At 59.6% G+C, this 26,450-nt stretch carries 21 protein-coding genes; 10 read left to right on the top strand and 11 right to left on the bottom strand.

The features are described 5' to 3' along the window. Positions 1-75: 75 nt before the first annotated feature. Positions 76-936 carry a PhzF family phenazine biosynthesis protein gene (locus MWU38_RS07750; RefSeq protein WP_247271284.1) on the top strand — a complete coding sequence of 287 codons (861 nt, stop codon included), beginning with the start codon at positions 76-78 and terminating at the stop codon, positions 934-936. A 4-nt stretch (positions 937-940) separates the two neighbouring features. On the opposite strand, the gene MWU38_RS07755 is transcribed toward MWU38_RS07750, so the two are convergent. The 4 genes from MWU38_RS07755 to rlmN all read right to left on the bottom strand — a co-directional run bounded on the left by MWU38_RS07755 (position 941) and on the right by rlmN (position 4,059). Further along, positions 941-1,423, bottom strand: coding sequence for a glycine zipper 2TM domain-containing protein (locus MWU38_RS07755; protein ID WP_247271285.1), 483 nt, complete (start codon positions 1,421-1,423; stop codon positions 941-943). 133 nt (positions 1,424-1,556) lie between these two features. Next, the gene (locus MWU38_RS07760) at positions 1,557-2,213 is read right to left on the bottom strand and encodes an MOSC domain-containing protein (protein ID WP_247271286.1); all 657 of its coding nucleotides are present in this window, start codon (positions 2,211-2,213) and stop codon (positions 1,557-1,559) included. Then, entirely contained in the window at positions 2,210-2,803 is a 594-nt protein-coding gene (locus tag MWU38_RS07765) for a class I SAM-dependent methyltransferase (protein WP_247271287.1), read from the bottom strand. The genes MWU38_RS07760 and MWU38_RS07765 overlap by 4 nt, the downstream gene beginning before the upstream one ends. Then, the gene (rlmN, locus tag MWU38_RS07770) at positions 2,800-4,059 is read right to left on the bottom strand and encodes a 23S rRNA (adenine(2503)-C(2))-methyltransferase RlmN (RefSeq protein ID WP_247271288.1); all 1,260 of its coding nucleotides are present in this window, start codon (positions 4,057-4,059) and stop codon (positions 2,800-2,802) included. The genes MWU38_RS07765 and rlmN overlap by 4 nt, the downstream gene beginning before the upstream one ends. A 311-nt stretch (positions 4,060-4,370) precedes the next feature. Here rlmN and MWU38_RS07775 point away from each other — a divergent pair, with 311 nt between their 5' ends. Then, positions 4,371-5,039, top strand: a complete 669-nt coding sequence (locus MWU38_RS07775; protein WP_247271289.1) for a porin family protein — start codon at positions 4,371-4,373, stop codon at positions 5,037-5,039. A gap of 94 nt (positions 5,040-5,133) precedes the next feature. Here the strand turns inward: MWU38_RS07775 and MWU38_RS07780 are convergent, their stop codons facing one another. The 3 genes from MWU38_RS07780 to MWU38_RS07790 are packed head-to-tail and all read right to left on the bottom strand — an operon-like array spanning position 5,134 to position 7,960. Continuing rightward, the gene (locus tag MWU38_RS07780) at positions 5,134-5,610 is read right to left on the bottom strand and encodes a hypothetical protein (RefSeq protein WP_247271290.1); all 477 of its coding nucleotides are present in this window, start codon (positions 5,608-5,610) and stop codon (positions 5,134-5,136) included. Further along, on the bottom strand, positions 5,603-6,085 hold the full coding sequence (locus MWU38_RS07785; RefSeq protein WP_247271291.1) for a GreA/GreB family elongation factor: 483 nt from the start codon (positions 6,083-6,085) through the stop codon (positions 5,603-5,605). Before MWU38_RS07785 ends, MWU38_RS07780 begins: the two co-directional genes overlap by 8 nt. Positions 6,086-6,094: 9 nt before the next feature. Next, positions 6,095-7,960 carry a lytic transglycosylase domain-containing protein gene (locus MWU38_RS07790; protein ID WP_247271292.1) on the bottom strand — a complete coding sequence of 622 codons (1,866 nt, stop codon included), beginning with the start codon at positions 7,958-7,960 and terminating at the stop codon, positions 6,095-6,097. Between the two features lie 195 nt (positions 7,961-8,155). Between MWU38_RS07790 and dapA the strand changes: the two genes are divergently transcribed. Further along, on the top strand, positions 8,156-9,037 hold the full coding sequence (dapA, locus tag MWU38_RS07795; protein WP_247271293.1) for a 4-hydroxy-tetrahydrodipicolinate synthase: 882 nt from the start codon (positions 8,156-8,158) through the stop codon (positions 9,035-9,037). On the opposite strand, the gene MWU38_RS07800 is transcribed toward dapA, so the two are convergent. After that, entirely contained in the window at positions 9,034-10,125 is a 1,092-nt protein-coding gene (locus MWU38_RS07800) for a succinylglutamate desuccinylase/aspartoacylase family protein (protein WP_247271294.1), read from the bottom strand. The genes dapA and MWU38_RS07800 overlap by 4 nt on opposite strands. Before the next feature lie 67 nt (positions 10,126-10,192). Here MWU38_RS07800 and smpB point away from each other — a divergent pair, with 67 nt between their 5' ends. From smpB to alaS, 7 genes are all read left to right on the top strand, one after another. Next, the gene (smpB, locus tag MWU38_RS07805) at positions 10,193-10,672 is read left to right on the top strand and encodes an SsrA-binding protein SmpB (protein WP_247271295.1); all 480 of its coding nucleotides are present in this window, start codon (positions 10,193-10,195) and stop codon (positions 10,670-10,672) included. Between the two features lie 282 nt (positions 10,673-10,954). Beyond that, a complete protein-coding gene (locus MWU38_RS07810; protein WP_247271296.1) occupies positions 10,955-11,500 on the top strand; it encodes a DUF2062 domain-containing protein in 546 nt (181 codons plus the stop codon). Between the two features lie 210 nt (positions 11,501-11,710). After that, the gene (locus MWU38_RS07815) at positions 11,711-14,083 is read left to right on the top strand and encodes a PAS domain-containing sensor histidine kinase (protein WP_247271557.1); all 2,373 of its coding nucleotides are present in this window, start codon (positions 11,711-11,713) and stop codon (positions 14,081-14,083) included. A 76-nt stretch (positions 14,084-14,159) separates the two neighbouring features. Beyond that, on the top strand, positions 14,160-15,656 hold the full coding sequence (locus MWU38_RS07820; protein WP_247271297.1) for a DUF4139 domain-containing protein: 1,497 nt from the start codon (positions 14,160-14,162) through the stop codon (positions 15,654-15,656). A 15-nt stretch (positions 15,657-15,671) separates the two neighbouring features. Beyond that, entirely contained in the window at positions 15,672-17,369 is a 1,698-nt protein-coding gene (locus tag MWU38_RS07825) for a hypothetical protein (protein WP_247271298.1), read from the top strand. A gap of 168 nt (positions 17,370-17,537) precedes the next feature. After that, a complete protein-coding gene (gene recA / locus MWU38_RS07830; RefSeq protein WP_247271299.1) occupies positions 17,538-18,593 on the top strand; it encodes a recombinase RecA in 1,056 nt (351 codons plus the stop codon). A gap of 279 nt (positions 18,594-18,872) precedes the next feature. After that, on the top strand, positions 18,873-21,542 hold the full coding sequence (alaS, locus tag MWU38_RS07835) for an alanine--tRNA ligase (protein WP_247271300.1): 2,670 nt from the start codon (positions 18,873-18,875) through the stop codon (positions 21,540-21,542). Here the strand turns inward: alaS and MWU38_RS07840 are convergent. The 3 genes from MWU38_RS07840 to MWU38_RS07850 all read right to left on the bottom strand — a co-directional run bounded on the left by MWU38_RS07840 (position 21,539) and on the right by MWU38_RS07850 (position 26,341). Beyond that, positions 21,539-23,302 (bottom strand): cation:proton antiporter, encoded by a 1,764-nt coding sequence (locus tag MWU38_RS07840; protein WP_247271301.1) that lies wholly within the window; start codon positions 23,300-23,302, stop codon positions 21,539-21,541. The two genes, alaS and MWU38_RS07840, sit on opposite strands and share 4 nt — an antisense overlap. 53 nt (positions 23,303-23,355) lie before the next feature. Beyond that, on the bottom strand, positions 23,356-24,999 hold the full coding sequence (locus tag MWU38_RS07845; protein ID WP_247271558.1) for a bifunctional GNAT family N-acetyltransferase/carbon-nitrogen hydrolase family protein: 1,644 nt from the start codon (positions 24,997-24,999) through the stop codon (positions 23,356-23,358). Positions 25,000-25,120: 121 nt separating this feature from the next. After that, positions 25,121-26,341, bottom strand: coding sequence for an NADP-dependent isocitrate dehydrogenase (locus MWU38_RS07850; RefSeq protein WP_247271302.1), 1,221 nt, complete (start codon positions 26,339-26,341; stop codon positions 25,121-25,123). Between the last annotated feature and the right edge of the window lie 109 nt (positions 26,342-26,450).

Here is a 26,450-nt window from a genome sequence, read left to right on the forward strand (position 1 = left end):
AACAGAAAAATGTGGCCTTGCCTAGCGTAACGCGCGAGCGCGCCATAAGGTTACAGGCGAAGGGAAATTTTTCAGATGCCGACCTGCGATTTGATTGATGTGTTTTGCGACGGGCCGCTTTCGGGCAATCCGCTTGGCGTGGTGCATGGCGGCGATGATCTGAGCGCGGAAGCGATGCAGGCGTTCACCAATTGGCTCGGCTTTTCCGAGACGACTTTTCTCCTGCCGCCCAGCGATCCGGCAGCGGATTACCGCGTTCGTATCTTTTACCCGGGCGGCGAACTTCCCTTTGCAGGACATCCGACGCTCGGCTCGTGCCATTCATGGCTTGAAGCAGGCGGCCAGCCCAAGAGCGTTGGGCGGGTGGTGCAGGAATGCGGCATTGGCCTTGTCGATATTCGGCAAGAGGGCGAAACGCTCGCCTTCAAAGCGCCGCCGCTTCTCAAGCATGAGCCATTGACCGGCGAAGAGCGCGCCTCTGCGATTGCCTACACCGGCGTGGACGAGGCCGCCGTGATCGAGGCCGTGCACGTCGTGAACGGGCCGAAGTGGCAGCTTTTGCGTCTTAAATCATCGGCCGACGTGCTTGCTGCAAACCCTGCGTCCAAGGCGCCGCTTGGCACGGACGTCGGCATTGCCGGACCGCATGAGGCAGGATTCGAACGCGATTGGGAACTGCGCGCTTTCTTCGCCGACGCTCTCGGCAACCTGAACGAAGACCCGGTGACGGGCAGTTTTAACGCAGGCGTTGCAATCCACCTGTTTGAAAACGGTCTGCCCGAAGGCTCCTACACCGCAGGGCAGGGGCGCAAAGTGGGTGCGAATGGCCTTGTCGCCTGCGCGCAGGACGATAGCGGCGACATATGGATCGGTGGCCGATGCCAGATCGTAACCAAGCAAGGGACGCTTCTTTTAACGAAGCGCCCCTTCGCCTGAATTTTTAGCGGCAGCGCACATCGCCGCGGTCAATTTCGCGACCGATCACCGCACCAAGGGCACCGCCAAGAAGCGTACCAACGGTGCGGTCGCCGCGTGTATCGACCGAACGGCCAAGCAGTGCGCCGACACCGGCTCCGATCACGAGGCCCGTAGTGCCATTGTCGCGTTTGCAATAATAATTGCCGTCGCGCCCGCGCCAGATGCGATCACGGTCGCGGATACGGCGCGGCTCGCGGTAACGGCCACGGTTGTCATAAACGCGGTCATCATACCGCCCGCGACCACGGCGATAACGCCGGTCATCATCGTACCGATCGCGGCCTGCATAATCCGCACCGGTGGTCAAAGCCATCAATGGCGAAGCGGCAAACTCGGTGGTGATTTGAGTGGGCGCAGACATGTCCGCGGCCTGAGCGGGAACACTCATTGCGGCGAGCGATCCCGTGACGGCGATCAGTGCAAGGCTCTTTGTTGGCGTTTTCATGGGTGTTTCCTTTCCAGCCTCAATGTGGGCTCGAAAGCGATTTCGTTCATCACAGGAGAACCTCAGATGAACGACCCGTTGGATTTGCGGTAATGAGACGAGCCGAATTGTGAGTGCGGCGAGCCGGGGGCGATCAGGCCGTTTTCAGCTTCGCTTTCGCCCGCTCACGCTCTGCCGCCGAAAGCACTTCCATCGCGGCAAGCTCGGCGTAATCCTCTTGCGAACCTGTTCCGGCATGAAGCGCGAAAGAAGCGCGGGCGATGTCCCAATCCTCATGGCCAAGTTCAATCCGCGCCAGCGTGTCGCCCGCCTGTGCCTCTCCCATTTCGAGCACCCGGAAATACCACCCGCAGCGCGCTGATCTGACGATTTTCGCGACCATGCCCTTGGAGTTGCAATGGTCGGCAAAGCGGTGTTCGATCTTCCAGCAGGGTTTGCGCGGCTGGCTGATCTCGATCAGCGCGGTGCCGAGGCGGAATTTATCGCCCAGATGGACCTGCGTTTCGACAAGGTCACGAACCGCCAGATTGGACCCGAACGCGCCGGGCTCTTTCAGCAGGTCGATATCGCCCAGTTCTTCCCGCCAGAAATCGTGGTGGGCAAGCGGATAGAGGTGGAGCGCCATGTCGGGGCCGCCGTGGTGTTTGCGGTCGGCCTGTTCGTCAGGGGCAAACCCGTCTTCGATGATCTGCACCTTGCCCTCGCGCGGGCGCTTGGCGAATGCGCTGAGTTCTGCGCCGTTAAAGGGGCGCGCGGTGCCGGTGCAAATGGCCTCCAAAGTGCGTTTCATTGCATCCTCACTGTAAGAGCCAACCAATCGCGCTGTGTTCCGTCGCTTGCTTTGCCTGCAAAGACTTCATGCACAACTGGCTTAAATCCAGCCGCACTATAGGTCTCAAACAGCCAATCGGGCGAGGGGAAATTGTGCAGTCGCCCCAGCAGATCGCGCCCTTCGCAATCGCCCAGCTTATAACTCGCATAATGATAGCCGCCAGGCTTCAGCGCGCGGTGAATACGTGCGAGCACGCCGGGCAATTCATCGCGGGGACAATGCAACAGGCAGGCGTGGGCCCAAACGGCGTCGTATTCGTCAACCGCCACCAACTCGTCAAACCGCATCAATCGCGCGGTGAGATTGTGGCGTTCATTCGTCTTGGCCACCATCGCGGGCACGCCGTAGGTCGCATCTAGGTCAAATCCGCGCTCAACAATACGAACCGCATCGCGGCCTGCGCCGCAGCCAAGTTCCAGCACCCGCGCGCGCGGCTCGAGCCGGTCGAGAAAGTGATCCAGATGCCGCGAATGGCTAATCGCGGAGTTCAGGGAGAAGTGGGGCGCGCCCGACTGGTAGAATTCAAACGTTGCCGGGTCGATGCTCACTCGCCAGTGGCCAGTTGCGCCGCCGCCTCGCGGTCCCTTTGCGCGCGGCTTTTCTTCTCCGCTGCCGTTTTGAGCTGACCGCAGGCTGCATCAATATCGCGGCCGCGCGGAGTGCGCACCGGCGCGCTGATGCCGCCTTCAAAGACGATGTCGGAAAACGCCTTGATCCGCTCCGGGGTTGAGCATTCGTAATTCGCGCCCGGCCATGGGTTGAACGGGATGAGGTTGACCTTGGCGGGCAGATTGAATTGCTTCAGCAGCCGGACAAGCTCGCGCGCGTCTTCGTCGCTGTCGTTCTTGTCCTTGAGCATGACGTATTCGAACGTGATGCGCCTGGCGTTGGAGGCGCCGGGATAGTCGGCACACGCCTGCAGCAGCTCTTCGAGCCCGTATTTCTTGTTCAACGGCACGATCTCGTCGCGCACCTCTTTGGTGACCGCATGGAGCGACACCGCAAGGTTCACTCCGATCTCTTGCCCGCACCGTTCCATCGCCGGGATTACCCCGCTGGTGGAAAGGGTGATGCGCCGTTTCGAAAGTGCAAGACCATCGCCGTCCATCACGAGTTTGAGCGCATCGCGCACATAGTCGAAATTATAGAGCGGCTCACCCATGCCCATCATCACGATGTTGGTGAGCAGGCGGCCATCGGCGGTGTAGTGGCCGACTGGATCTTTGGCATCCTCAGCCTCGTCGAGCCCGTCCATCACGCCTTTGGGCCATTCGCCTAAAGCATCGCGGGCCAGCATCACCTGACCCACGATCTCACCCGGAGTGAGATTGCGCACAAGGCGCATGGTGCCGGTGTGACAGAAGGTGCAGTTCAATGTGCAGCCGACCTGGCTCGATACGCACAAGGTCCCCCTGTCTGCATCGGGAATGAAGACCATTTCGAAATCGTGGCCGTCGTCGGTTTGCAGCAGCCATTTGCGCGTGCCGTCCGATGAATGCTGGGCCTCGACCACATTGGGGCGTCCGATGACGAACCGCTCCGCCAGCCACGGGCGCATCGTCTTGGCAATATCGGTCATCGCATCAAACTCGGTGACGCCGCGGTGATAGAGCCAGTGAAACACCTGTTTCGAGCGCAATTTGGCCTGCCGCGCGTCCAGCCCTGCTTCTTCAAACAGTTCGCGAATGCGCGGGCGCGGTAGGCCGATAAGGTCGATGCGACCATCCTCGCGCGGCGTGATGTCGCGCGCGACAGGAACCGGATCAACCTGTCCGGGGATGGTCATAAGAGTGGTGTCTGCCATGATTGCGGACGCATATAGGCGCGCTGTTCGAACAAATCAAAGGGATCGGTGCGAACACGCTTAAGACGGGGCGGGCGCGAAAATCCTCCATGGTCTGTTTTCGTTCCCTGCATTGGCCGAGCACAGCTAACGCTTCGTCGATGCCCAAGACGCCCATCAGTTGGGCGCACGAAAAGAACACTCCAACTTACACTTTGTGTCTCTTTTGCAACATAATCCTGTTGTGCGAGGTTAATGAAACATCTCGGTTCGTGCGCCGTTGGGAAATTAACGCGCCTGCAAATGGGCACGTCAATTTCATGGAGTACCAAATGAACTACAAACTGTATCTTCTCGCCGCCGCATCGGTCGCAGCAACTTCTGCTCCTGCCATGGCTCAAAGCAGCGATGATCCCTTCACCGGTCCGCGCGTAGGCGTGATTGCCGGCTTTGATACAAGCCGCGCAGGTAGCGACGTTGATGATGACCTGAACGAGGACAACGATGAATCAATCGAAGGGTTCGGTTATGGCGTTGAGGCAGGCTATGATTTCAACGCAGGCGGCGTTGTGCTTGGCGTCGAGGCCGAATTGAGCGATTCAACCGCAGAAGTTGAAGTGGACGAGGGCGACTTCGAAGGCTTCGGCTTTGGCGACGTTGAAAGCGGCCGCGACATTTATCTTGGCGCGCGCATCGGCGCCCGCGTCGGTGAGAATGCCCTGGTTTACGCCAAGGGTGGTTACACCAATGCGCGTTACAACGTCTCTGCATCGTTTGACGGCGATGAGTTCCGCAGTTCGATCGACACCGACGGTTTTCGTCTCGGCGCCGGCCTCGAATATCTCCTTGGCACGAACACTTACGCCAAGGTCGAATACCGCTATTCGAACTACACCGATGCTGAAATCGATTTTGAAGATGACGGCCTTGGCGATGTCGAGCTTGGCGACATCGACCTCGACCGGCACCAGGTAATGGCCGGAGTGGGTTTCCGCTTCTAATCGGGCACACAACCGACTGAAAACCGAGCCGGTCTCATCTGTGATGGGGCCGGCTTTTTTTCCGGGCGCGGCACTTCGATACGCCTTGAGATAATTAGCGTGCGCATCCCACTGTTGCCGCGTCCATTGCGGTCGCCGCGCCTGTCAGGCTGTATCGGTCGGAGAAGCGCGCACCATTCGCGCCGCGCGCTGCGACGCTCATGCGCGAGGCAGAGCGCATGGCGGCAACGATCTGTGCGTCCATGCGGCCATCGCTTGCCCAGGCATTGCGGCCCTTGGCGACCAGCGCAAATTCCTCGCCACCAATACTGAGCACGGCGTCACCGTCATCGCCAACCGCGCGCGATAGTCGTAAGTGCAGTTGCCCGCGAATGCCTTTGTCCGGCCATGTGGCGACGCTGGCGAAAGAGGCCGATGCGTTGTTGCCGCGCGGCTTGGCGATGGCATAGCAACGGCTGGGCGTATCATCGCGAAAAGCGGCCCAATTGGAATACACGCCTAGGCTGTCGCGAGCGGTTGCAGGCGCTGAAATAGCCAGAAGCGCGAGAAGGGGCAGGGCAGCTTTAGTCATAACTCACCGCCATGACTTCCCATTCCTTGAGGCCGCCGGGAAGCTTTACCGTGCGACAATCCCCGATTGATGCGCCTTTCAATGCCTTGGCGATGGGTGACGACCATCCGATCCGGCCTTGGCCTGCGTCCTGTTCATCATCGCCCACAATCTGCAGGTGCTTGCGCTCATCGTCCTCGTCCGCAAGTTCAACCTTTGCGCCGAAGAACACGCGCGTCTTGTCGGGTTGATCAGACGGAACGACCACGCGGCACGCCTTCATCCGGCGCGAGAGATAGCCAAGCTCGCGGTCAATCTCGCGCATACGCTTGCGGCCATAAAGGTAGTCGCCATTTTCCGACCGGTCGCCATTGCCCGCCGCCCAGCTGACGATCTCGACGATCTCGGGGCGTTCCTTGCCCAGCAGGTGATCATAGCGCGCCTTTAGCGCCGCCATGCCTTGCGGGGTGATGGGGGGACCGGGCCTGTTCGCCATCAGAAGTGTTCAGGGCAGGAACGTATCGACCGTGCGCGGCAGACCTGCTTCGCCCGGATACATGTGCGAATACGTCACCGCATTGCCGATCACGCGCATCACGTAATAGCGCGTTTCAAAATTCGAGGGGATTTTCTCGATCCACTCGACCCAATCGACGCTGCCATAGCGCGGATCGCCATTGAGCCGCACCCATTCGCGCACACGGCCCGGGCCAGCGTTATAGCTCGCAATCGCCAGCGGATAGGCACCATCATATAGGTCCATGCGCCGCGCAAAGTGCGCATCACCAAGCGTGATATTGTAGAGCGGGTCTTCGGTAAGATTGGCGCTCATATATTGGATGCCAAGGATGCCCGCCTCTTCGCGCGCAGTGCTGCGCAGAAGCTGCATCATGCCGATGGCGTTGGCGTGGCTGCGCCGGGTGCGGTCAAACTCGCTTTCCTGCCGCATGATCGCGTGCGCCATGGTCCAGTCATTGACGCGCGGCGTCGGCACAATGGGAAATCCTGCGCGCTCTACGTCCTTGATACCGTTCGCGCCCGCTTCCATGCCGACAACAACGGCCATTTCAGGAAGGCCGGTTTCAGCCGCAAGCTGCGCATAGGCGGCCACATCTTCAGGCGTTTGGGCGCTTGCCCCGATCGCCTGGAAGAACCGGCGTTCGGTCTGCCATTTCTGGCGGTTGCTCGCGATGGAACGGATCGCCTTCACCAACGGACGCGCTTCAAACTCGGCGCGCTCGTTTGCGTTCATGTCGACTTGGGGAAGCGGGGCAAATTGCGGCATTGGGCGGCCAAGCGCGCCAAGCGCAAGCTGGCCGTAATAGTAGTGCGGATACTGCGCCGCCATCTCGAAATAGCGTGTCGCGTCGGCATTCTGCCCGGCATCGCGCGCTGCGCGTCCCGCCCAGAAATAGCCCTTCGACTTGGTCAATGGCGTTTTGGCTGCCTCTCCATAACGGAAGAACAGGGGCGCTGCTGTTGCCCCGTCGCCAAGCCGCCACAAGGCATTGGTGCCCCCCATCCACATGAGGTCGGTATAGCGGTCACGAAGACGGAAGGAGCCTTCGGAAATGTCCGTTCCCGGCGCAAACAGATCGTCAATCTTGGTCGCGATCCGCACAGTGTCCGAAGCATTGGCCGCCTCGGCAGTGCTCAGGATTACGCCAACGAGCGCTTCGCTATCGAGCGCAGGCGATGCGAAATCGGGACGGGTTTTGAGAAGGTTGATCGCGCTGCCCGTGTCGCGGCGAGCCAGATAATAGCGCGCTAGATTATAGACATAGCCCGCATCGCCAAGCGCGCCTGTGGGCGTGGGAAGGCCCGCTGCCTGCGGCGTCGAACCGCGCACAAGCGCCAGACGCGCCATCGCCAGTTCTCGTTTCGCAGGCGAAACATTTATCATGTGCCGCTCTGCCGCCTCGGCATCGCTCTGCCACAACAACGCATCCATGCGCGCTGCGTGATCGTCTTCGGAAAAGCGCGATCCGAAAAGTCCGAGCAGATACGCTTCGGCAGGTCCGGACATCGAACCCCCGCGCCAGGCTTGCGTTGCAACGGCATACGCATCTTCGCGCTGAGCGCCGGCGAGAGCCAGAGCATAGCGCGCACGTCCTGCATTCGTCACCGGCGGGTGGGCGTCAAAAAATTCGAGGATCTGATCGCGCGGCGGGGCCTCTTCGTCCAGCCGGTCTTCCGCTTTTCTGCGAATAATCTCCATGCGTGGAAAATCGGGATAGGCCAGCGCAAAGCCGGCATATTCGCTGAACGAGAATTCGCCATTTCCCTGAAGCCGCTCCCACCTGGCGATGGCTGCGCCGGCAAATTGCGGCTGTCCGGCGACCATATTGCCGCCCCTCTCGGACCCGCTCATTTGAGCGGACGAGGGCGAGGCAAAGGCGCCAATCGAGCACACAGCAACCGCGGCAAGGGCAATCGGGGATGTAAGCAAATTTCTGACCATGCTGGACATATTGCAGGTGGGCTCCTTAGTAGGCGCTGAACAGGTTGGGGAATTTGTCCCCTTTCAACCAATTTCACGACTATTGATCAATACAGGAATTACACAATGTTCAGCGGCTCCATTCCCGCTCTAGCGACTCCTTTTCGCGACGGATCGTTTGACGAGAGCGCCTTTCGCAAGCTTGTCGACTGGCAGATCGAAAGCGGGAGTAGCGCGCTTGTGCCATGCGGGACCACGGGAGAAGCCTCCACGCTGTCCAATGCAGAGCATCATCGCGTGATCGAAGTGTGCATCGAACAGGCCGCCGGGCGCGTTCCGGTTATCGCGGGCTGCGGCTCGAACGATACGCGCAATGCCGCGCTGCACATGAACTTCGCCAAGAAAGCGGGCGCAGCAGCAGGACTGTGCGTAGCGCCTTATTACAACCGGCCAAGCCAGGCAGGATTGATGGCGCATTTCAGCTATCTTGCGGAAAAATGCGATCTTCCGATCGTTCTTTACAACGTGCCCAGCCGCACCGTGACCGATATCGAAGACGAAACGGTGGTCGCGCTTGTCAAAAAATATCCCGAACAGATCGTCGCGATCAAGGATGCGTCAGGCGATTTGTCGCGCGTGGCCGATCACCGCATGGGCATCGGCCGCGATTTCTGTCAGCTTTCGGGCAATGACGAATTGTGGTTGCCGCACAATGCAGCAGGGGGCAGGGGCGCAATATCGGTGACTGCGAATGTTGCGCCGGCGCTGTGCGCTGAATTTCAGGAAGCGATCAACAACAATGAGTTGAAGCGCGCGCGTGAATTGAACGACCGCCTTTTCCCGCTGCATTACGCAATGTTTTCCGATGCCTCGCCTGCTCCGGTCAAATATGCGCTCAGCCGGGTGCAGGAATGGTTTTCGCCAAGCGTTCGCCTGCCCATTGTCGAAGCTTCCGAAGCATCGCGCAAAGCGGTGGACGAAGCTCTCGAACACGCAGGATTGGTCTAAAGCACCTCGTCCTCGTCGAGCAGGGTTTCGGCAAAGCCTCCGGTTTCCCCTGCATAAATCGCATCGCTCAAGCTTTCGATCCGCTCGCCGAGGCGCTGGGCATCTTCGACTTGGGCGATGTGAAACATGGCATCGCCTTGATGGACGACCGGCAAGGTCGCATGGCCGATAATAATGCCGTCGATCGGGCTCAAAATCTCTTCCGGATCTTCACCCAAAAGCCCGGTTACGGCCGCGAGGAGATCGCCTTTCCTGACTGCATCGCCTGATTTGCGCACCCGGTGCGACACACCCCCTCTGGGAGAGCGGACCCATTGCGTCTTTTTCGAGCGCGCAGACGGATGGAGTTCAAGCAGTTCTGCGCCCTGTTCAATCATCGCCAGATGCGCCAGCACCCGCTTCACTCCGGCAACACCCGTTTGAATGGAAAAGCGGTCAAAGCGCAGCGCCTCGCCCGCTTCCATGAGCAGCATATCGACGCCTTCACTATCAGCGAGCGCGCGAAGCGATCCGTCGCGCAACGGGCTTTCGATGATGACCGGCGCGCCAAACGCCCTTGCAAGCTCGAGTAGTCTTTCATTGCCGGCTGCGATGCGGATTTGCGGCAGGTTGTAGCGGTGGATTGCGGCGGTGTGGATATCAATGCCAAGTGATGCTCTGTTCACGATCTCGCTGAAGAACACATTGGCGACCTGTGCCGCGAGCGAACCGCCCGCGCTTCCGGGAAATGAGCGGTTGAGGTCGCGCCTGTCGGGCAAATAGCGGCTGCGGGTCAGAAATCCGAAGATATTGGCAACCGGTACCAGCAATAGCGTGCCTGCAAGATTGCCTGCGTCGATTTGTGCTGCGAGGCGTTGAACAATCGCGGTTCCGTTCAATTCATTGCCGTGGATAGCCCCGCTGATGAACACCGTTGGTCCGGGCTTTGCCCCGTGCAGCACGCGCACGGCAAGTTGCGAGTCGTAGCCGGTCGCCAGAGTGGTGATCGGCAGGCCAACATCGGCCTGGCTGCCCGGAGCAATGCTTTCGTCTCCAATTTTGAAATCTGTCCAATCAGCCGCGTGCATTTTTGAAGGTTCCTCGCTCACAAATCCCTCTGTGCCCGAATGTCACCGCTTGGCAAGCGGCAACTCGCAGCCTATCTCGCGCAGCATCATGGCACGTCCCAAACCTGAAACTTTCGACAAATTGAAAACGGTCGCCGAAAATCGGCGGGCGCGCTTCGACTATCACATCGAGGAAAAGTTCGAAGCCGGACTTGCGCTTCAGGGTACCGAGGTGAAGGCCTTGCGTGCAGGTCAGGCGACCATCGCGGAAAGCTATGCCGAAGTGCGTGATGGCGAGGTTTGGCTGATCAATTCCAACATTCCGGAATATTCACACGGCAACCGCCAGAACCACGAACCGCGCAGGCCCCGCAAATTGCTGCTCAACGGGCGCGAGATCAACAAGCTGTTCGGCGCGGTTGAGCGCAAGGGCATGACGCTTGTGCCCCTGTCGATCTACTTCAACCGCACGGGCCGCGCGAAGGTCGAGCTGGCGCTTGCCAAGGGTAAGCAGGCCCATGACAAACGCGCCACCATCAAAGAGCGTGATTGGAAGCGCGACAAGGCGCGTTTGATGCGAGAACGCTGATAAGTTTTGTGCATTTTGGAACAGATATGACGAAGCGCGCGTCTTAAGGGACGTAATAATGTCATTAATCCAGTTCACCCATTGGTCAGGCGCTTAGTGATACCCATATGCGATCAGTGGCGGCGCCCGCCTGGCCTGATCGCGAATATCCTCGCACGGCCAGATGGGCATTGGTGGTAATATTGTAAGATTATGAGCGCGCAGTCTCCTTCTTCCTCCTCTTCACCCCCGGGCTTTCTGCCCAACCCATGGGCGTGGATGAAACATCGGTTGAGCCGCACTATGCCCAACCGCGAAGATATGGCGAAGAACAAGTATCTGGCGCCCATTGCCCACCGCTTCCTCAACCCTGAACTCTGGCGCTTTACCCGGCGCTCGGTCCCGCGCGGTGTGGCGCTTGGCCTGTTTGCAGCCTTCATCATTCCTGTGGGCCAGATTTTTCTGGCGGCGTTCCTCGCCTGGCCTGCGCGCGCCAATGTGCCGCTGGCTGCGGCGGTAACGTTTGTCACCAACCCGTTCACCATCGCTTTCTGGGCAGTGATCGCCAATCGTGTCGGCAATTTTATCCTGCGCATCGATGCCGCGGCATCGGGTATCGTGATGGAGCAGGCCGAAGGGGTCTGGTGGGACTACATCGTTGACGCATTCCAATTGGCCGGAGTGACCGTTCTCGGCTTTCTTGTTCTGGCGGTCATTTCATCAGCGGTGGGCTATCTGCTTGCGAGCGGTATCTGGCGGGTGATCGTTGCGCGCAAAGTTTCACGCAAACGGGCAAAACGTTTGAAACGTGCGGGGGACGACCTCGACCTTGGTGGCGGCGCGCAGTAGTATCTGCGCCAAGACAGCTCCGGTCTGACTGGTTCCGGATCATCAAAGGCAAGCCAAGGCGTGACCAAGAAAATCTCAGACACCGGCGATCAATCTGGCGCGCTCGGCACTTTGCCCGAAGCGCAGTCAGGACGCACCTTGCTGATCATCGTGGGTGTTGCCCTTGTCTTGAGTGCGGTTGCCTTGTTCGCCGCGACTTCGAGCGCGGTGATGACGGGCGTTTATTTCGGCGGGCTTACCGTGCTGTTGTTTGGAGCGGCAGCCGCAGAACGCTTTACCAAGCCGCCAGAAGCTGCCGAAGTCTCAAGCCCGGACTGGTCGGTGACGGTTGCCGCGATCGAGGGTGGCGCAGGCGCGGCGGCGATTGCGATCACCGACAGGGCCAACCGGCTGGTTTGCGCCAACAGCGCCTACACACAAGGTTTCGGCACACAAACCTCGCCGCCAGTCCTGAAGGCAGAGCGTTCCGGGCTGGAGGCGCTGAACCGTGCCGCACGCGAAGCATGGCGCGATGGCGATGCCGCGATTGAAAAGTTCGAAGATATCTCTTTGCGCAGCTGGGCGGTTACGGTCTCCCGCGCGGGGCGGGGTGAAGACCACCTGATCTGGCGGTTTGAACGCCTTGCCATTCCGACGCCGGGCGAAGCGGTTCAGATGAACCTCTCCGGCCCGTTTGGTGCCATGCTCAGCCGGGCGGGGATCGAGGCGGCGATCACCGCGCCAGATGGCACCATCCGGAGCGTCGGGGCAGGATTTGCCGAAAGAGCGGTGGGTGATGCGACGGCGACGCTTGTCGGGCAGTCGTTTGTCTCCTTCCTGCGCGCGGACGAGCGCGAACGCATCTTCTTTGCGCGAGAAGGCCGCAATGGCACTCCGCAAACGTTGATCGACGTGCCGCTGGCCGAGGTGGGGCAGGCGGGCCTGCCGCCAAGCCCGGATGAGGGCACCACGCTCATGTTGCTCGTCGATAGCGGAGTTGGTGTTGGCAGCGGTTGGGATGGCTCGGCGCAGGCGGGCGTTGCCCAACTCGAGGCGCTGTTGTCGCAATTGCCGCTCGGCCTTGCGATGACCGACCGGGACGGGCGTTTCCTGTTTGGCAATGACGCTTTCTTACGTTCGGTCGGGCGTGCGGAGGGGCAGCTTCCCTCGTTTCCCACTGATCTTGTGGTGCGCGAAGACAAGGGGGCGCTTTCCGATGCGGTGCGCCGGTATGGCAGGGGCCCTGCGAACCGGGGAGATATGGCGGTCCGTCTGTCTGCATCGCCCGATGAACCCGTCTCGATGGGGCTCGTCGGGGTGCGCGGGCTTGGCGAGGCGGCGGTGCTCATCAGCCTTGCCGATACCTCTGAGGAAACGCAGCTCAAACGCCAGGTGGCGCAAGCGACCAAGATGCAAGCCGTGGGCCAGCTTGCCGGCGGTGTCGCGCATGACTTCAACAATGTGCTGACCGCGATTATCGGCACGTGCGACCTGATGCTGCTGCGCCATACGCCGGGCGACAGCGACTATGACGACATCCAGCAGATCCGTGCAAACTCCAACCGTGCGGCTTCTTTGACGCGGCAATTGCTCGCCTTCTCGCGCCAGCAGACATTGCGTCCGGAAATCCTGCAACTGCCCGATGTGATCAGCGAGGTGGGCCCCCTCATCAAGCGGCTCGTCGGCGAAAAAATCGACTATTTCGTTCAGCATGACCGCAATCTGGGCCCGGTGCGCGCCGACCCGCAGCAGCTTGAGCAGGTGATCATGAACCTTGCCGTCAATGCGCGCGATGCAATCAATATGAATGGCGCGCATGGGCGCACACGGGCTGAGAAGGTGAAGGGCCGCATTTCGCTCCTCACCCGTTCGGTCAAATCGCACGAGGTGGTAAAGCTGGGCTCTGAAATCCTGCCCGCAGCCGATTATACCGTCCTTATAGTTCAGGATAACGGTGGCGGTATTCCGCCCAAGGTTCTGCCCAAATTGTTCGAACCCTTTTTCACCACGAAAGAACAGGGGAAGGGCACAGGGCTTGGCCTTTCGACCGTTTACGGCATCGTCAAACAATCGGGCGGCTATATCTTTGCCGACAACGCGACCGGCAATTCAGGTGGCTCCATCGGCGCGCGCTTCACGATCTATTTCCCGGTTCACGCCGGCGAAGCGCCGCAACGGCGCAAAGCGCCCGTGCCAGAGGCGTCTTCGGAATGGTCGGCAGGTGGTAAGGTCTTGCTGGTCGAGGACGAGGACATGGTCCGCGCGGTTGCCGAACGCGCTCTCGCGCGGGCCGGATATGAGATCACCGCCTGTTCGGATGGCGAGGATGGGCTGGAAGCAATGGAGGCACCCGATGCGGATTTTGACATCGTGGTGAGCGATGTCGTCATGCCGGGAATGGACGGTCCGGCAATGGTGCGTGCCATCCGCAAGGCCAATCCCGAAATCCCGGTGTTGTTCATGTCGGGTTACGCCGAAGAGGCCCTTCGCAAGGACATCGACATTCCGAAAATGCACTTTCTGCCCAAGCCCTTCAGCGTGGCGGCCATAACCGAGAAAGTCGCCATGGTAATGGCCGAGGCACGCGCACAAGAGGTCGACTAAACGGGCTGGAACGCGCATTCATATCGCGTAAAGCTCACAAATCGCACGCTTCGTGCAACGCAATTGGGGAGGTCGCATGAAACAGGCACATTGGCTTTTGGCATTGAGCGCAGGCGCGCTTTTGAGCTCTGCGGCGGCATCGCAGTCGATTAACGCAAGCGGAGAGGAGACGGCTCAGGGCGATGTGTCCGTCACCATCTACAATTCCAATCGCGCGCTTATCCAGGACGTGCGCCAGATCGATATCGACAGGGGGCGCAGCCGGGTTGAACTGCCCGATGTTTCCGCGAGCATCAGCCCGCAGACCTTAAGCTTCTACGCTCCGCGAACCACGATCATCGAACAGAATTTCGATTTCGATTTGCTGACCCCCGGCAAGCTGATGGATAAAGCCATTGGTGAGACCGTGACCCTGTTGCGCACGAACCCTGCCACAGGCCGTGAAACGCGCGAGCGGGCCAAGGTACTTTCCACGGCGGGCGGCGTGGTTGTCCAGATCGGGGACCGGATCGAGGTCCTGCGCGATGATGGTCTGCCGGTCCGTGTGATCTTTGACGAAGTGCCGCCAAACCTGCGTGCGCGCCCTACGCTTTCGGTCAATCTGGAAAGCGAGAGGTCAGGGCGACGCCCGGTTTCGATCCGCTATCTGTCGAGCGGGCTCGGCTGGAGCGCGGATTACGTTGCTTTGTTCAACGAAGAAGACAGCACGATCGATATGCAGGGCTGGGTCACGCTCACAAACAATACCGGCACCACATTCCACCGCGCAAACACATTGCTGGTTGCAGGCGATCCGACGACCAACGGGCGGGGACGGCGCGGCTTTGGTAACATGGGTGCAATATCAATTGGAACCGAGGCCGCCGACCGTGAGCGTCTGGGCGACTTTTACCTCTACCCCATTGCCGAGCGAACCACGATTGCCAATGCGCAAACAAAGCAGGTGAGCTTTCTTGATGTGCAGGCCGTACCCGCTCGCAAGGTTTACACCCGTAATGTCGGCTGGCTTGCCAACGATAGCAATCCGGTGAACGTCTTTTCGGGCATCTCGTTTTCAACCTCCCGCGATCAGGGGTTGGGCGATGCTCTGCCTGCTGGCACGGTGCGCTTCTATCAACGCGACAGCCAGGGGACGCCGCAATTTATTGGCGAAAACGGGCTTGGCCACACTCCCATGGGCAGCGAGCTTTTGCTGCAAACCGGCTCGGCCTTTGACATCAGCGTTCAGGCCGAGGTCGAATCGCGCGAAAAAATCACTTCCGCCGAATGGGAGCGCACAGCGCGTTACCGCGTGATCGAAGATGGCGAGGTAACGCGCCAATATGATGTCGAGCGACCAAAGACATTCTATCGGACCACAATGCGCTACACGCTGACCAATGCCAAAGCGCAAAGCGTCGAGGTCGATCTCACCCAATCGGGGCTGATGCGGTATTGGTATGCCTATGATTATCGCATCACGAGCGAGGATATCGAAGGCGAGCAGATCAATGCCGACACCCGCAAATGGATCGTCCCTGTGCCTGCCGAGGGCAAGCGGGTCGTAAGGGTCGTTTACGAAACACGTTACTGACAGGAGCGCACCCGCATGACGCGTTCCCCATCTTTTACAACAGCGCTCGGTCTGGCGCTCGCATCTGTGCCTGCGGCGATGCCGGTGCTTGCGCACGATAACGCTGCATCCGACCCTGCGCCCGATACCATCGCTGCTGAGCGTCAGGTCGTCTACGCCAAGCCGCCAAGCGATCTCTCGGTCACGATCTACCGTGACCCCAATCGGTCCGAGGGTGAGGCAATGAACGCCGACTACCCCCGCGGCTTTGCGATGATCAGCGAAAGGCGCGAAGTGACGCTGCCGCCGGGCGAAAGCACGATCCGGTTTGAAGGGGTGGCAGAAGGCATGGTGGGCGTCAGCGCCATTGTCACCGGCCTTCCGGGCGGCACGATAGAGAAAAATCGCAATGCCGAACTGTTGTCTCCTGCAGCGCTCGTCAACGGCGCGCTCGGGAACCGTGTGACGATCGCGCGAACCAATCCCGCAACCGGCAATGCCGTATCCGAGCAGGCGATCGTGCGCACGCGCGCAGATGGCGGGCTGGTCTTGCAAACGGGCGATGGTTTCGAGGCGGTGCGCTGCGCCGGCCTTCCCGAAACGCTGGGTTTTGACCGCGTACCCGATGGGCTGTCGGCTCAGCCGGTCTTTTCCATCGACACAAGAGACGAAACCGGCGGGACCTATGCGGTTACGCTGACCTACCTTTCATGGGGTTTCGATTGGCAGGCGAACTATGTCGCCTCCTTGAAAGAGCAGGGCGGGGCCGATGATTTCGAGATGGGCCTGCTCAGTTGGCTCACCGTCCTCAATGACAACGCCCAGAGTTTCGATGATGCGCAGCTGCTCGTGGTGGCTGGCGAGCTTAGCGTTGTTTCCGACTATGCCGAGCTGGCCGATCCTCCAAGCGGAGAGCCGCTGCGCCTGTCCTGCTATCCCCTTGGCAGCACGGCGGCAGGCTCACCCATTCCGCGATATGCTGACCCGCTGACGTTCCAGCAATACGCTGATTATGCAGAAAACGATGTGATCGTCGTGACTGCAATGAAACGAACGGAGAGCCTGCAACCTGCGCCGATGGCCGCCATGGCGCTCAGTTCGGAAGTAATGGAAGCGTCGGAAGAGCAACTGGGTGACCTCAAACTCTACCGCGTGCCCGAACGGGTAACGGTGAGCGCGCAAGGGATCAAGCAGGTCGCCTTTCTGAACAGGGACGATGTCAGCGCGCGCTATATTTACGAGATCAATTGCGGGGCCTCCTCATTGATCCGCCGAAATCCGCAGACGGGTATCCGGCAGGCCACGATCTTCCTGCAAACCGAAAACGAGAACGAGCAGGGGCTGGGCATTGCCCTTCCTCAAGGGGCCTTCAACCTGTTCGAACCCAGTTCCTTTGGCCCGCTGCTGGTGAATGAAAATTCACTGCGCGATTATGCAGTGGGTCAGGATATCGAGCTTGATCTTGGGCAAAGCCAGCACGTCAGCGCCAGTTGCAGACCATTGGAGGCATTTGATGATGAACGCGATGAGAGCAAATGGAGAGCGATCACTGCCGAATTCACCAATGCCAATAATCACAGCGTCGAAACGCGCATCGTCCTTGGTCGCGCCGGCTCGGGGCAAGTTCGATGGCCTCTTGGTCAAACCGAAACGAAGAACGGGCAGGTCTTCGGCAAGCTCGTTCTCGCCCCTTATGAAACGCGCGATGTCCGCTGGCGGGTGAAGCTTCCGTGAGGCGGTCTGGAGGGGTTTGAAGAAAAATTTCGTTCCCCTCTTGTTCTTTGAGAACAAATTGAGTACATGCTTTCCAACAAGACGAAGCGAAGGGGTGGCAAGAGGGCTTTCCCTTAGGTCTGGTTAAAAGTGCTTAATCGGACCTTTGCAAGCGAAGGAGTGCGTGCGATGGCTACTCAACTTAAGCTCGTGGACAAGGATAAAGACGTGGACCGTCAAAAAGCGCTGGACGCTGCTCTTCAACAAATTGATCGCGCCTTTGGCAAAGGCTCTGCGATGAAGCTCGGCTCGAAAGAGGCGATGCAGGTGGAATCGATTTCCACCGGATCGCTCGGCCTTGATATCGCGCTTGGCATCGGCGGCCTTCCCAAGGGCCGCGTGATCGAGGTTTATGGCCCGGAAAGTTCGGGTAAAACAACGCTCGCGCTGCATTGCATTGCCGAGGCGCAAAAAGCGGGCGGCACGGCGGCTTTTGTCGATGCCGAGCACGCGCTTGATCCTGTTTATGCCAAAAAGCTGGGCGTTGATATTGACGAGCTGATCGTCTCGCAGCCCGACACCGGCGAACAGGCTCTCGAAATCACGGACACTCTCGTGCGTTCCAATGCGATTGATGTCCTTGTGGTCGATTCGGTCGCAGCGCTTGTCCCGCGCGCGGAAATCGAAGGCGAGATGGGCGATAGCCACGTCGGCCTTCAGGCGCGGCTTATGTCCCAGTCGCTCCGCAAGCTCACCGGGTCGATCAACCGTTCCAAGTGCATGGTGATTTTCATCAACCAGCTGCGCATGAAAATCGGCGTGATGTACGGCAACCCGGAGACGACGACGGGCGGCAACGCGCTCAAGTTCTACGCTTCTGTTCGCCTCGACATTCGTCGCACCGGTCAGATCAAGGACCGCGATGAGGTGATCGGCAACTCGACCCGCGTCAAAGTGGTCAAGAACAAGGTCGCACCGCCGTTCAAGCAGGTCGAATTTGACATCATGTACGGCGAGGGCATTTCCAAGATCGGTGAGATATTGGACCTTGGCGTTAAGGCCGGCGTGGTCGAAAAATCGGGCAGCTGGTATTCATACGACAGCGTGCGCATCGGTCAGGGCCGCGAAAACGCGAAGACGTTTCTCAAGGAAAACCCGGAGACTTGCGACAAGTTGGAAGCCGCCATTCGCGGTAAAACCGACGAGGTCGCCGAGGAGATGATGACTGGCCCGGACGCGGAGTAAGTCATCTCTTCCTTAAGCGGGCGCTCGCAATAGCGAGCATGCCAAGCGCGCGTTGATCGTTAACGTGCCGCCCGGAAAAATGGAACACCGGCGCTTTGCCAGCTGCCTTCGCGGTGGCTTGGCCCGGCGCCGGTTTTTCGTTTGGGCTTTGCGATCTTGCTGCGTGCCATGGCGTCACACATCCACTGTGATCGAAACTATTGCCCTTCTTTCGCTTGTCGCGTCGTGCGCCATGGCTTACCTGCACGCGGGACAACGCTAACTGGCTTGAATTCTGGCATGACATCAACAAACGATATTCGTCGATCTTTCTTGGACTTTTTTGCAGGCGAGGGCCACGTGAACGTGCCCAGCGCGCCGCTGGTGCCGTATAACGACCCAACGCTCATGTTCGTGAACGCGGGGATGGTCCCGTTCAAGAATGTGTTCACCGGACTGGAAACACCTCCGGGCCCATGCGCGACGTCTTCGCAAAAATGCGTGCGCGCTGGCGGCAAGCACAATGACCTCGACAATGTCGGCTACACTGCGCGCCACCACACCTTCTTTGAAATGCTCGGCAATTTTTCGTTTGGCGATTACTTCAAAGAGCAAGCGATCATGAACGCCTGGACGCTTCTCACCCGCGAATGGGGCATCCCTGCCGACAAGCTTCTCGTCACCGTTTACCACACGGACGACGAGGCCTTCGACCTGTGGCGCAAGATCGCCGGTCTTCCCGAAGATCGCATCATCCGCATCGCCACCAATGACAATTTCTGGTCGATGGGCGAGACGGGGCCGTGCGGGCCGTGCTCGGAAATTTTTTACGACCATGGTGAGCACATTCCCGGCGGCCCTCCCGGAAGCCCCGATGAAGACGGCGACCGTTTCATCGAGATCTGGAACCTTGTGTTCATGCAGTTCGACCAACAGGCGGACGGCACGCGCAATGACTTGCCGAGCCCCTCGATCGATACCGGCATGGGGCTGGAGCGGATCGCGGCGGTCATGCAAGGCGTGCATGACAATTACGATACCGACACATTCAAGGCGCTGATCGCGGCCTCGGAAGGTCTGACGGGTGTTGAAGCTTCCGGCGACAACACCGCATCGCACCGCGTGATCGCGGACCACCTTCGTTCGACCTCATTCCTGATGGCAGACGGCGTGCTGCCCTCGAACGAAGGGCGCGGCTATGTACTGCGCCGTATCATGCGCCGCGCGATGCGCCATGCGCACTTGCTTGGCGCAGGCGAACCATTGATGCACCGCCTCGTGCCATCGCTCGTCACGGAAATGGGGCAGGCCTATCCGGAGCTTCAGCGCGGGCAGGCGCTTATCGAAGAAGTGTTGCTTCGCGAGGAAACCCAATTCCGCAAGACGCTCGACAAGGGCCTCAAACTGCTGGACGAAGCCACCGGCGATATGGGCGAGGGCGGCGAGCTTGACGGCGAGACTGCGTTCAAACTCTACGACACCTACGGCTTCCCCTACGATCTTACCGAAGACGCGCTTCGTGCGCGCGGGATCGCGGTTGACCGCGAAGGGTTCGACGCGGCGATGACCCGCCAGAAGGAAGCCGCGCGCGCTGCGTGGAAGGGTTCGGGCGAAGCGGCATCGGACGAAATCTGGTTCGACATATCCGAGCGCGAAGGCGCAAGCGAGTTCACCGGCTACACCGCAACATCGGGCGAGGGCACTGTGGTCGCAATCGTCAAGGACGGCGCCGAAGTGACAAGCGCATCAGCCGGCGATGAGGTTGTGATCCTCACCAACCAGACCCCGTTCTACGGCGAAAGCGGCGGGCAGACAGGCGATGCGGGAACGATCAGTTCGCCCGACGGGCTTGCGGCAACGGTGACTGACACCAGCAAGCCTTTGGGTCGTTTGCACGCGCATCACACCGCGATCACGGAAGGCACGGTGAAAGTGGGCGACAATGTGCAACTCGATGTGGACGCCGCGCGCCGCAATCAGGTTCGCGCCAACCACTCCGCCACGCACTTGGTGCACGCAGCATTGCGCGGTCAGCTTGGCGATCACGTGACGCAAAAAGGTTCGCTCGTTGCAGACGACCGGCTGCGGTTCGACTTCTCCCACCCCAAGGCATTGTCGAGCGAAGACATCGCTGCGATCGAAGCCGAGGTAAATGCCGAAATCCTTGCAAATGAACCGGTTGCGACGCGATTGATGAGCCCGGACGATGCCGTGGATGCAGGCGCTCTTGCGCTGTTCGGTGAAAAATACGGCGATGAAGTGCGCGTTTTGTCGATGGGCCGAAAAGGCGGCGAGGGCCGTAACTATTCTGTCGAATTGTGCGGTGGAACCCACGTGAATGCGACCGGCGACATTGGCCTGTTCCGCATCATTTCCGAAAGCGCGGTCTCTTCTGGCGTGCGCCGGATCGAGGCGCTGACCGGTGATGCGGCGCGCAATTGGCTGGTCGCCCGCGAAGAAGCACTGAAGTCGGCAGCGACCGTCATCAAGGCGACACCCGAGGAGGTGCCCGCCCGGATCAGCGCGCTCATGGACGAGCGCAAGCGGCTTGAAAAAGAGCTGGCCGAGGCGAAGAAAGCGCTCGCGCTTGGTGGAGGAGGCGCAGGTGGCGCAGACGCAGGACCAGCCGATGAAGAGGTCGGCGGCGTTGCGTTCAGCGGACAGGTTCTCGAAGGGCTCAACCCCAAGGAACTGAGGCCTCTGCTCGACGAAACGAAACAGCGCCTTGGCACAGGTGTCGCGGCCATTGTCGCGGTGAACGATGGCAAGGCCAGCATCGCCGCAGCAGTGACCGAGGATCTGACCGATCGTTTCAGCGCGGTCGATCTGGTGCGCGCAGGTGTCGAAGCACTTGGTGGAAAAGGCGGCGGCGGGCGTCCGGACATGGCGCAAGGCGGCGGCCCGGACGGTTCCAAGGCTGCTGATGCGATTAATGCCGTGAAGCAGACGCTCGCGAGCGAGAACGCCTAGCCTTCGGCTTTCGAGGTGCGCAGTTTGGGGCGCTCTTTGAGGCCGCCATCAATTTCCAGACGCTCGCGATATTCGTCGCGCTTTTCGTGGATCGAGGCGATCACCGGCCCCATTGGCACGCCGATATCGACCAACACCGCCTCGGACAGTTGGAGCGAGCTTTCAAGGTTTTCGGGAACGGCATGGCTTGCGCCGGCGCGGTACAGCCTCGCTGCGTGATCGGTGTCGCGGGCGCGCGAGACGATCAGCAGCTCGGGATGCTCCTTGCGCAATTTGCCGACCAGCCTTTGTGCAAGCACTGGCTCGTCCATGGTGAGGACCACGGATGGCGCGGTTTCCACGCCCAAACGGGTAAGCGCATCCCCACGCGCCGCGTCCCCGAATGTCGCGCGGTAGCCATTGCGTTTGGCATCGCTGATGAGGTCCGGATCGCTGTCGAGAATGACATAGGCTTGCTCGTGCTTGGTCATCATATCGGCGACCAAGCGGCCCACGCGCCCACCGCCGATAATGATTGTGCGTGCTTCGTGCGTATCTTCCTCGGGCAGTTCCGGGACAAGTTCGATCCGCCTTGCAATCACCCGGCCAAGCTTTGCCAGAAGCGGGGTGACGGTGAGGCCGAGCGCGGTCACGATTTGCCAGAATTGCGCTGTTTCGGTGTCGATCACGAGCGCGCTGGTCGCAGCGGCAAGAACGATGAGCGAGGTCTCGGAAGGGCTCGCCATCAAAACACCCGTTTCCGCAGCGGTGCTGCGCCGCGCGCCCATCATTTTAAGCAGCGTGCCGGTGATGGTCGCCTTGAACAGCAAAAGACCGACCAAAGCGGCGAGAATTTCGCCAAAGTTGGCCCACACTTCGAGCAGGTTGACGCTCATCCCGATGGTGATGAGGAAAACACCAAGGGCGAGGCCCTTGAACGGTTCCATGATGGTTTCAACTTCGCCGTGGTATTCGGTTTCTGCGATCAGCAGCCCTGCGATCAACGCGCCAACGATGGGTGAGAGGCCGGTCGCCGATGTCGCGAGGCTTGCACCGATGACGACGAGCATTGTGGCTGCCAGAAACAGCTCGGGGCTTTTGGTGCGCGCGGCCTGGCTGAACAGGCGGGGAAGGGCAAAGCGGCCCGCCACCAACAGCACGATAACGACCACCCCGCCCGAGACGAGCGTGCTGGTGAGCCCTTCAACCCCGCCCGCTGCCGCCGTGGGGGCAAGCGCGCCGAGGATGAAGATGATCGGCACGATCATGATGTCCTCGAACAAAAGCATGGACAGGGCTGCGCGCCCGACCGGGCTTTTGGTGCCCGCAATCGGCAGCACAATGGCGGTTGAGGAGAAAGCGAGCGCAAATCCCAATGCAAGTGCGGCGGTGGTGCTCATGCCCGAATACTGACCAAAGAAAGCCGCCGATATGCTGCCGATGATAAGCAGTTCGAGGCTGCCGAGCCCGAACACGAGTTTGCGCATTTGCCACAAGCGGTTGAACGACAGTTCCAGCCCGATCGCGAATAGCAGCAGGATGATCCCGAAGTCCGCAAAGGGAGCCAGCGCGCCGGGGTCGCTTATGGTTATCCAGTATAGCCATTCATACTGATCGACCATCGCGCCGAGCCCGAAGGGACCGACAAGAACGCCGATAAGGATAAATCCGATAATCGGGGTGATGCGGAAACGCGCGAAGACTGGGATGACGATGCCGGCCGATCCAAGGATCACCAGCGCATCGGACATCACCGGAGAGAGGGTCAGTTCGCCGGCCATTGTTTAGTCGTCCCATCCTGAAAAATACGCTGAAGTCCGCTGCGACAACACTTTTAACCGCCTCCGTGCCCTCGACCGCTGGAGGGGATTGAAGGTTGTTTGTGCTCGTCCTCGCCAAGCGGGTCTGAAATGTTGCCTACGCGTTTATCCCATTCAATGCGATAAAGATCGAACCGTCTGTCTGCGAGGTTTTGAACCGTTCCTTCGGCGCGGGCCCATTGCAGGTCGGACAGATTTACATCGCTGATCGTGAGCGTTTCAACATTCTCCGAAGCTTCGGCCGCAATTCCATCGCGCGCAAAAGGGAAATCGCAAGGCGTCAAGATACAGCTTTGCGCATATTGGATGTCCATATTGGCAACATTGGGAAGATTGCCGACATTGCCGCTCATCACGACGTAGCACTGGTTCTCGATTGCCCGCGCCTGGGCGCAATAGCGCACCCGCATATAGCCTTGGCGACTGTCGGTGCAGAAGGGGACGAAAATGATCCGCGCCCCTTCGTCGACCAGCCTTCGGGCAAGCTCGGGAAATTCGGAATCGTAACAGATAAGCACACCAATCGGCCCGCAATCTGTGGGGATGGCGTCGATCGAATCGCCGCCCTTGATGTTCCACCAATAGGCCTCGTTCGGAGTGGGGTGGATCTTCTCCTGCGCGTAGATAGATCCATCGCGCAGGCACACATAAGCCACGTTGTGAATGTCACCGTCGGGCATCCGCGTTGGGTGCGATCCGCCGATGATATTGATGTTGTACGCCAGCGCCATTTCGGAAAGCGCGGTGCGGATGCGCGGGGTGTATTCGCTCAACGCCTCGATGGCTTCTTGCGGATTAAGCTGGTCCTCTTTGGCAGACAGCAGCATCAGTGTGAAGAGTTCGGGAAAGACGATAAAGTCGCTCTCGTAATCCGCTGCTACATCGACAAAATACTTCACCTGCCTCATGAATTCATCGAAGTTCGAGACTGCGCGCGCCTGCAATTGACAGGTGGCGATGCGCACACCCTGGACATCGCGCGGCAGGCGGTGTTTTTTCGGCGCATCGCCATCAACATATGGATTGCGCCACACCATGCGCACCGCGTTGCCCCGGCTCGCACGGTCTTCGGGCAGGTATTTGCGCAGGATGCCTGAAGGTTCAAACCCGTTGGCAAGCTGGAAGCGCAAGACCGGATCGTGAACCTTTCCCTCAAGGATCAGGTCGAGATATTCCTGCGGATTGTCGGCCCGGTTGTTCTTGCGACGTTTGGCGCGGGCATAGCCCGGCATACGCCCGCCAAAGACTATTCCGGTAAGCTCCAGACGTTCGGCAAGTGCGCGCCGCTCTTCGTAAAGCCGCCGGCCCAGCCGTGTTCCGCGCACTTTCGGGTCAACACAAAGCTCATAGCCATAGAGCCAGTCGCCGGTCGGATCGTGGCGTGAACCAAAGCCGTTGCCGGTGACCTCGTCCCAGGTGTGATCGCTCAGCGCGACATTCTCATCGAGCCGCATCGAGGCGCAATAGCCGACGATCTTGCCGTCGAGTTGAGCGACGAAACAGCCGTCGGGGTAGTTGTTGATCTGCCCCCTGATTTCGCCCTGCGTATAAGCGGGCAGGTCATCATAGGCGCGCCGCACAAGGTCGCCAATCGCGCGCACATCCTTCAGGCGTGCCTGGCGCACTTCGAGGCGTGCTTTCCTGCTACTCTGGTTCAAACGATCGTCAGTCAAACCCACATACCTTTTCTCGACAAACAAAGGGCGGCCCGCTCGAACAGAGAGGCCGCCCTGATTCTACGCCTTTTCAGCGGGCTTGTTCCAAGTGCAAGTGCGCGTGTTACGCCCAGTTCTGCATTTCTTTTTCGAGGTTCTGCACGATCGCCTCGAAGAATTGTTCGGTGGTGAGCCAGTTTTGGCCCGGACCGATGAGAAGCGCCAGATCCTTGGTCATCTGACCATTTTCGACCGTCTCGATGCAGACCCGCTCGAGCGTTTCGGCAAAGCGGACCACATCGGGCGTCTCGTCGAACTTGCCGCGATACATGAGGCCGCGCGTCCACGCGAAGATCGAGGCAATCGGGTTGGTCGAGGTCGCCTTGCCCTGCTGGTGCTGGCGATAGTGGCGCGTGACGGTGCCGTGTGCAGCTTCTGCCTCGATGGTCTTGCCATCGGGCGTCATCAGAACAGAGGTCATAAGGCCGAGCGAGCCGAAGCCTTGCGCCACGGTGTCGGACTGAACATCGCCGTCATAGTTCTTACAGGCCCAGACGAACTTGCCCGACCATTTGAGAGCGGATGCCACCATGTCATCGATCAGACGGTGTTCATAGGTGATGCCAGCTTTTGCGAACTTGTCTTTGAATTCGTTCTCGAACACCTCTTCAAACAGGTCTTTGAAGCGGCCGTCATAGGCTTTCATGATGGTGTTCTTGGTCGAGAGATAAACCGGCCAACCACGGTCGAGGCCGTAGTTCATCGAAGCGCGCGCAAAGTCGCGGATCGAATCGTCAAGGTTGTACATCGCCATCGCAACGCCCGAGCTCGGGAAGTCGAAGACGTTGAGATCAATCTCGGTGCCGTCGTCGCCCTCGTACACCATGCGCAGGCGGCCAGGGCCCGGGATGAGGGTGTCGGTTGCGCGATACTGGTCACCAAACGCGTGACGGCCAACCACGATTGGGTCGGTCCAGCCGGGCACAAGGCGCGGCACGTTGTCGATCACGATAGGCTCACGGAAAACCACGCCGCCAAGAATATTGCGGATCGTGCCGTTTGGCGATCTCCACATTTTCTTGAGGTTGAATTCTTCAACGCGCGCTTCATCAGGGGTGATGGTCGCGCATTTCACGCCAACGCCGTGTTCCTTGATCGCATTGGCGGCATCGATGGTGATCTGGTCGTCGGTCTCATCGCGTTTTTCGACCGAGAGATCGTAATACTTCAGATCAACATCGAGATAAGGCAGGATCAACCTTTCACGGATCCACTGCCAGATGATTTTGGTCATTTCATCGCCGTCGAGCTCGACGACCGGGTTTTTAACCTGAATTTTTTGCATGGGCGAACGCCTTGTCCTTCCGTCCGGGGAACGTCGTATTTGAATTGCTTGGATGTGTGATCCCATCCTGTGCCAACGGGCTCTAGCAGAGGTGCATATTGTTGCAAGT

Origin of the sequence: Qipengyuania sp. S6317L1, from assembly GCF_023015615.1 — a bacterium.
Classification (GTDB): domain Bacteria; phylum Pseudomonadota; class Alphaproteobacteria; order Sphingomonadales; family Sphingomonadaceae; genus Erythrobacter.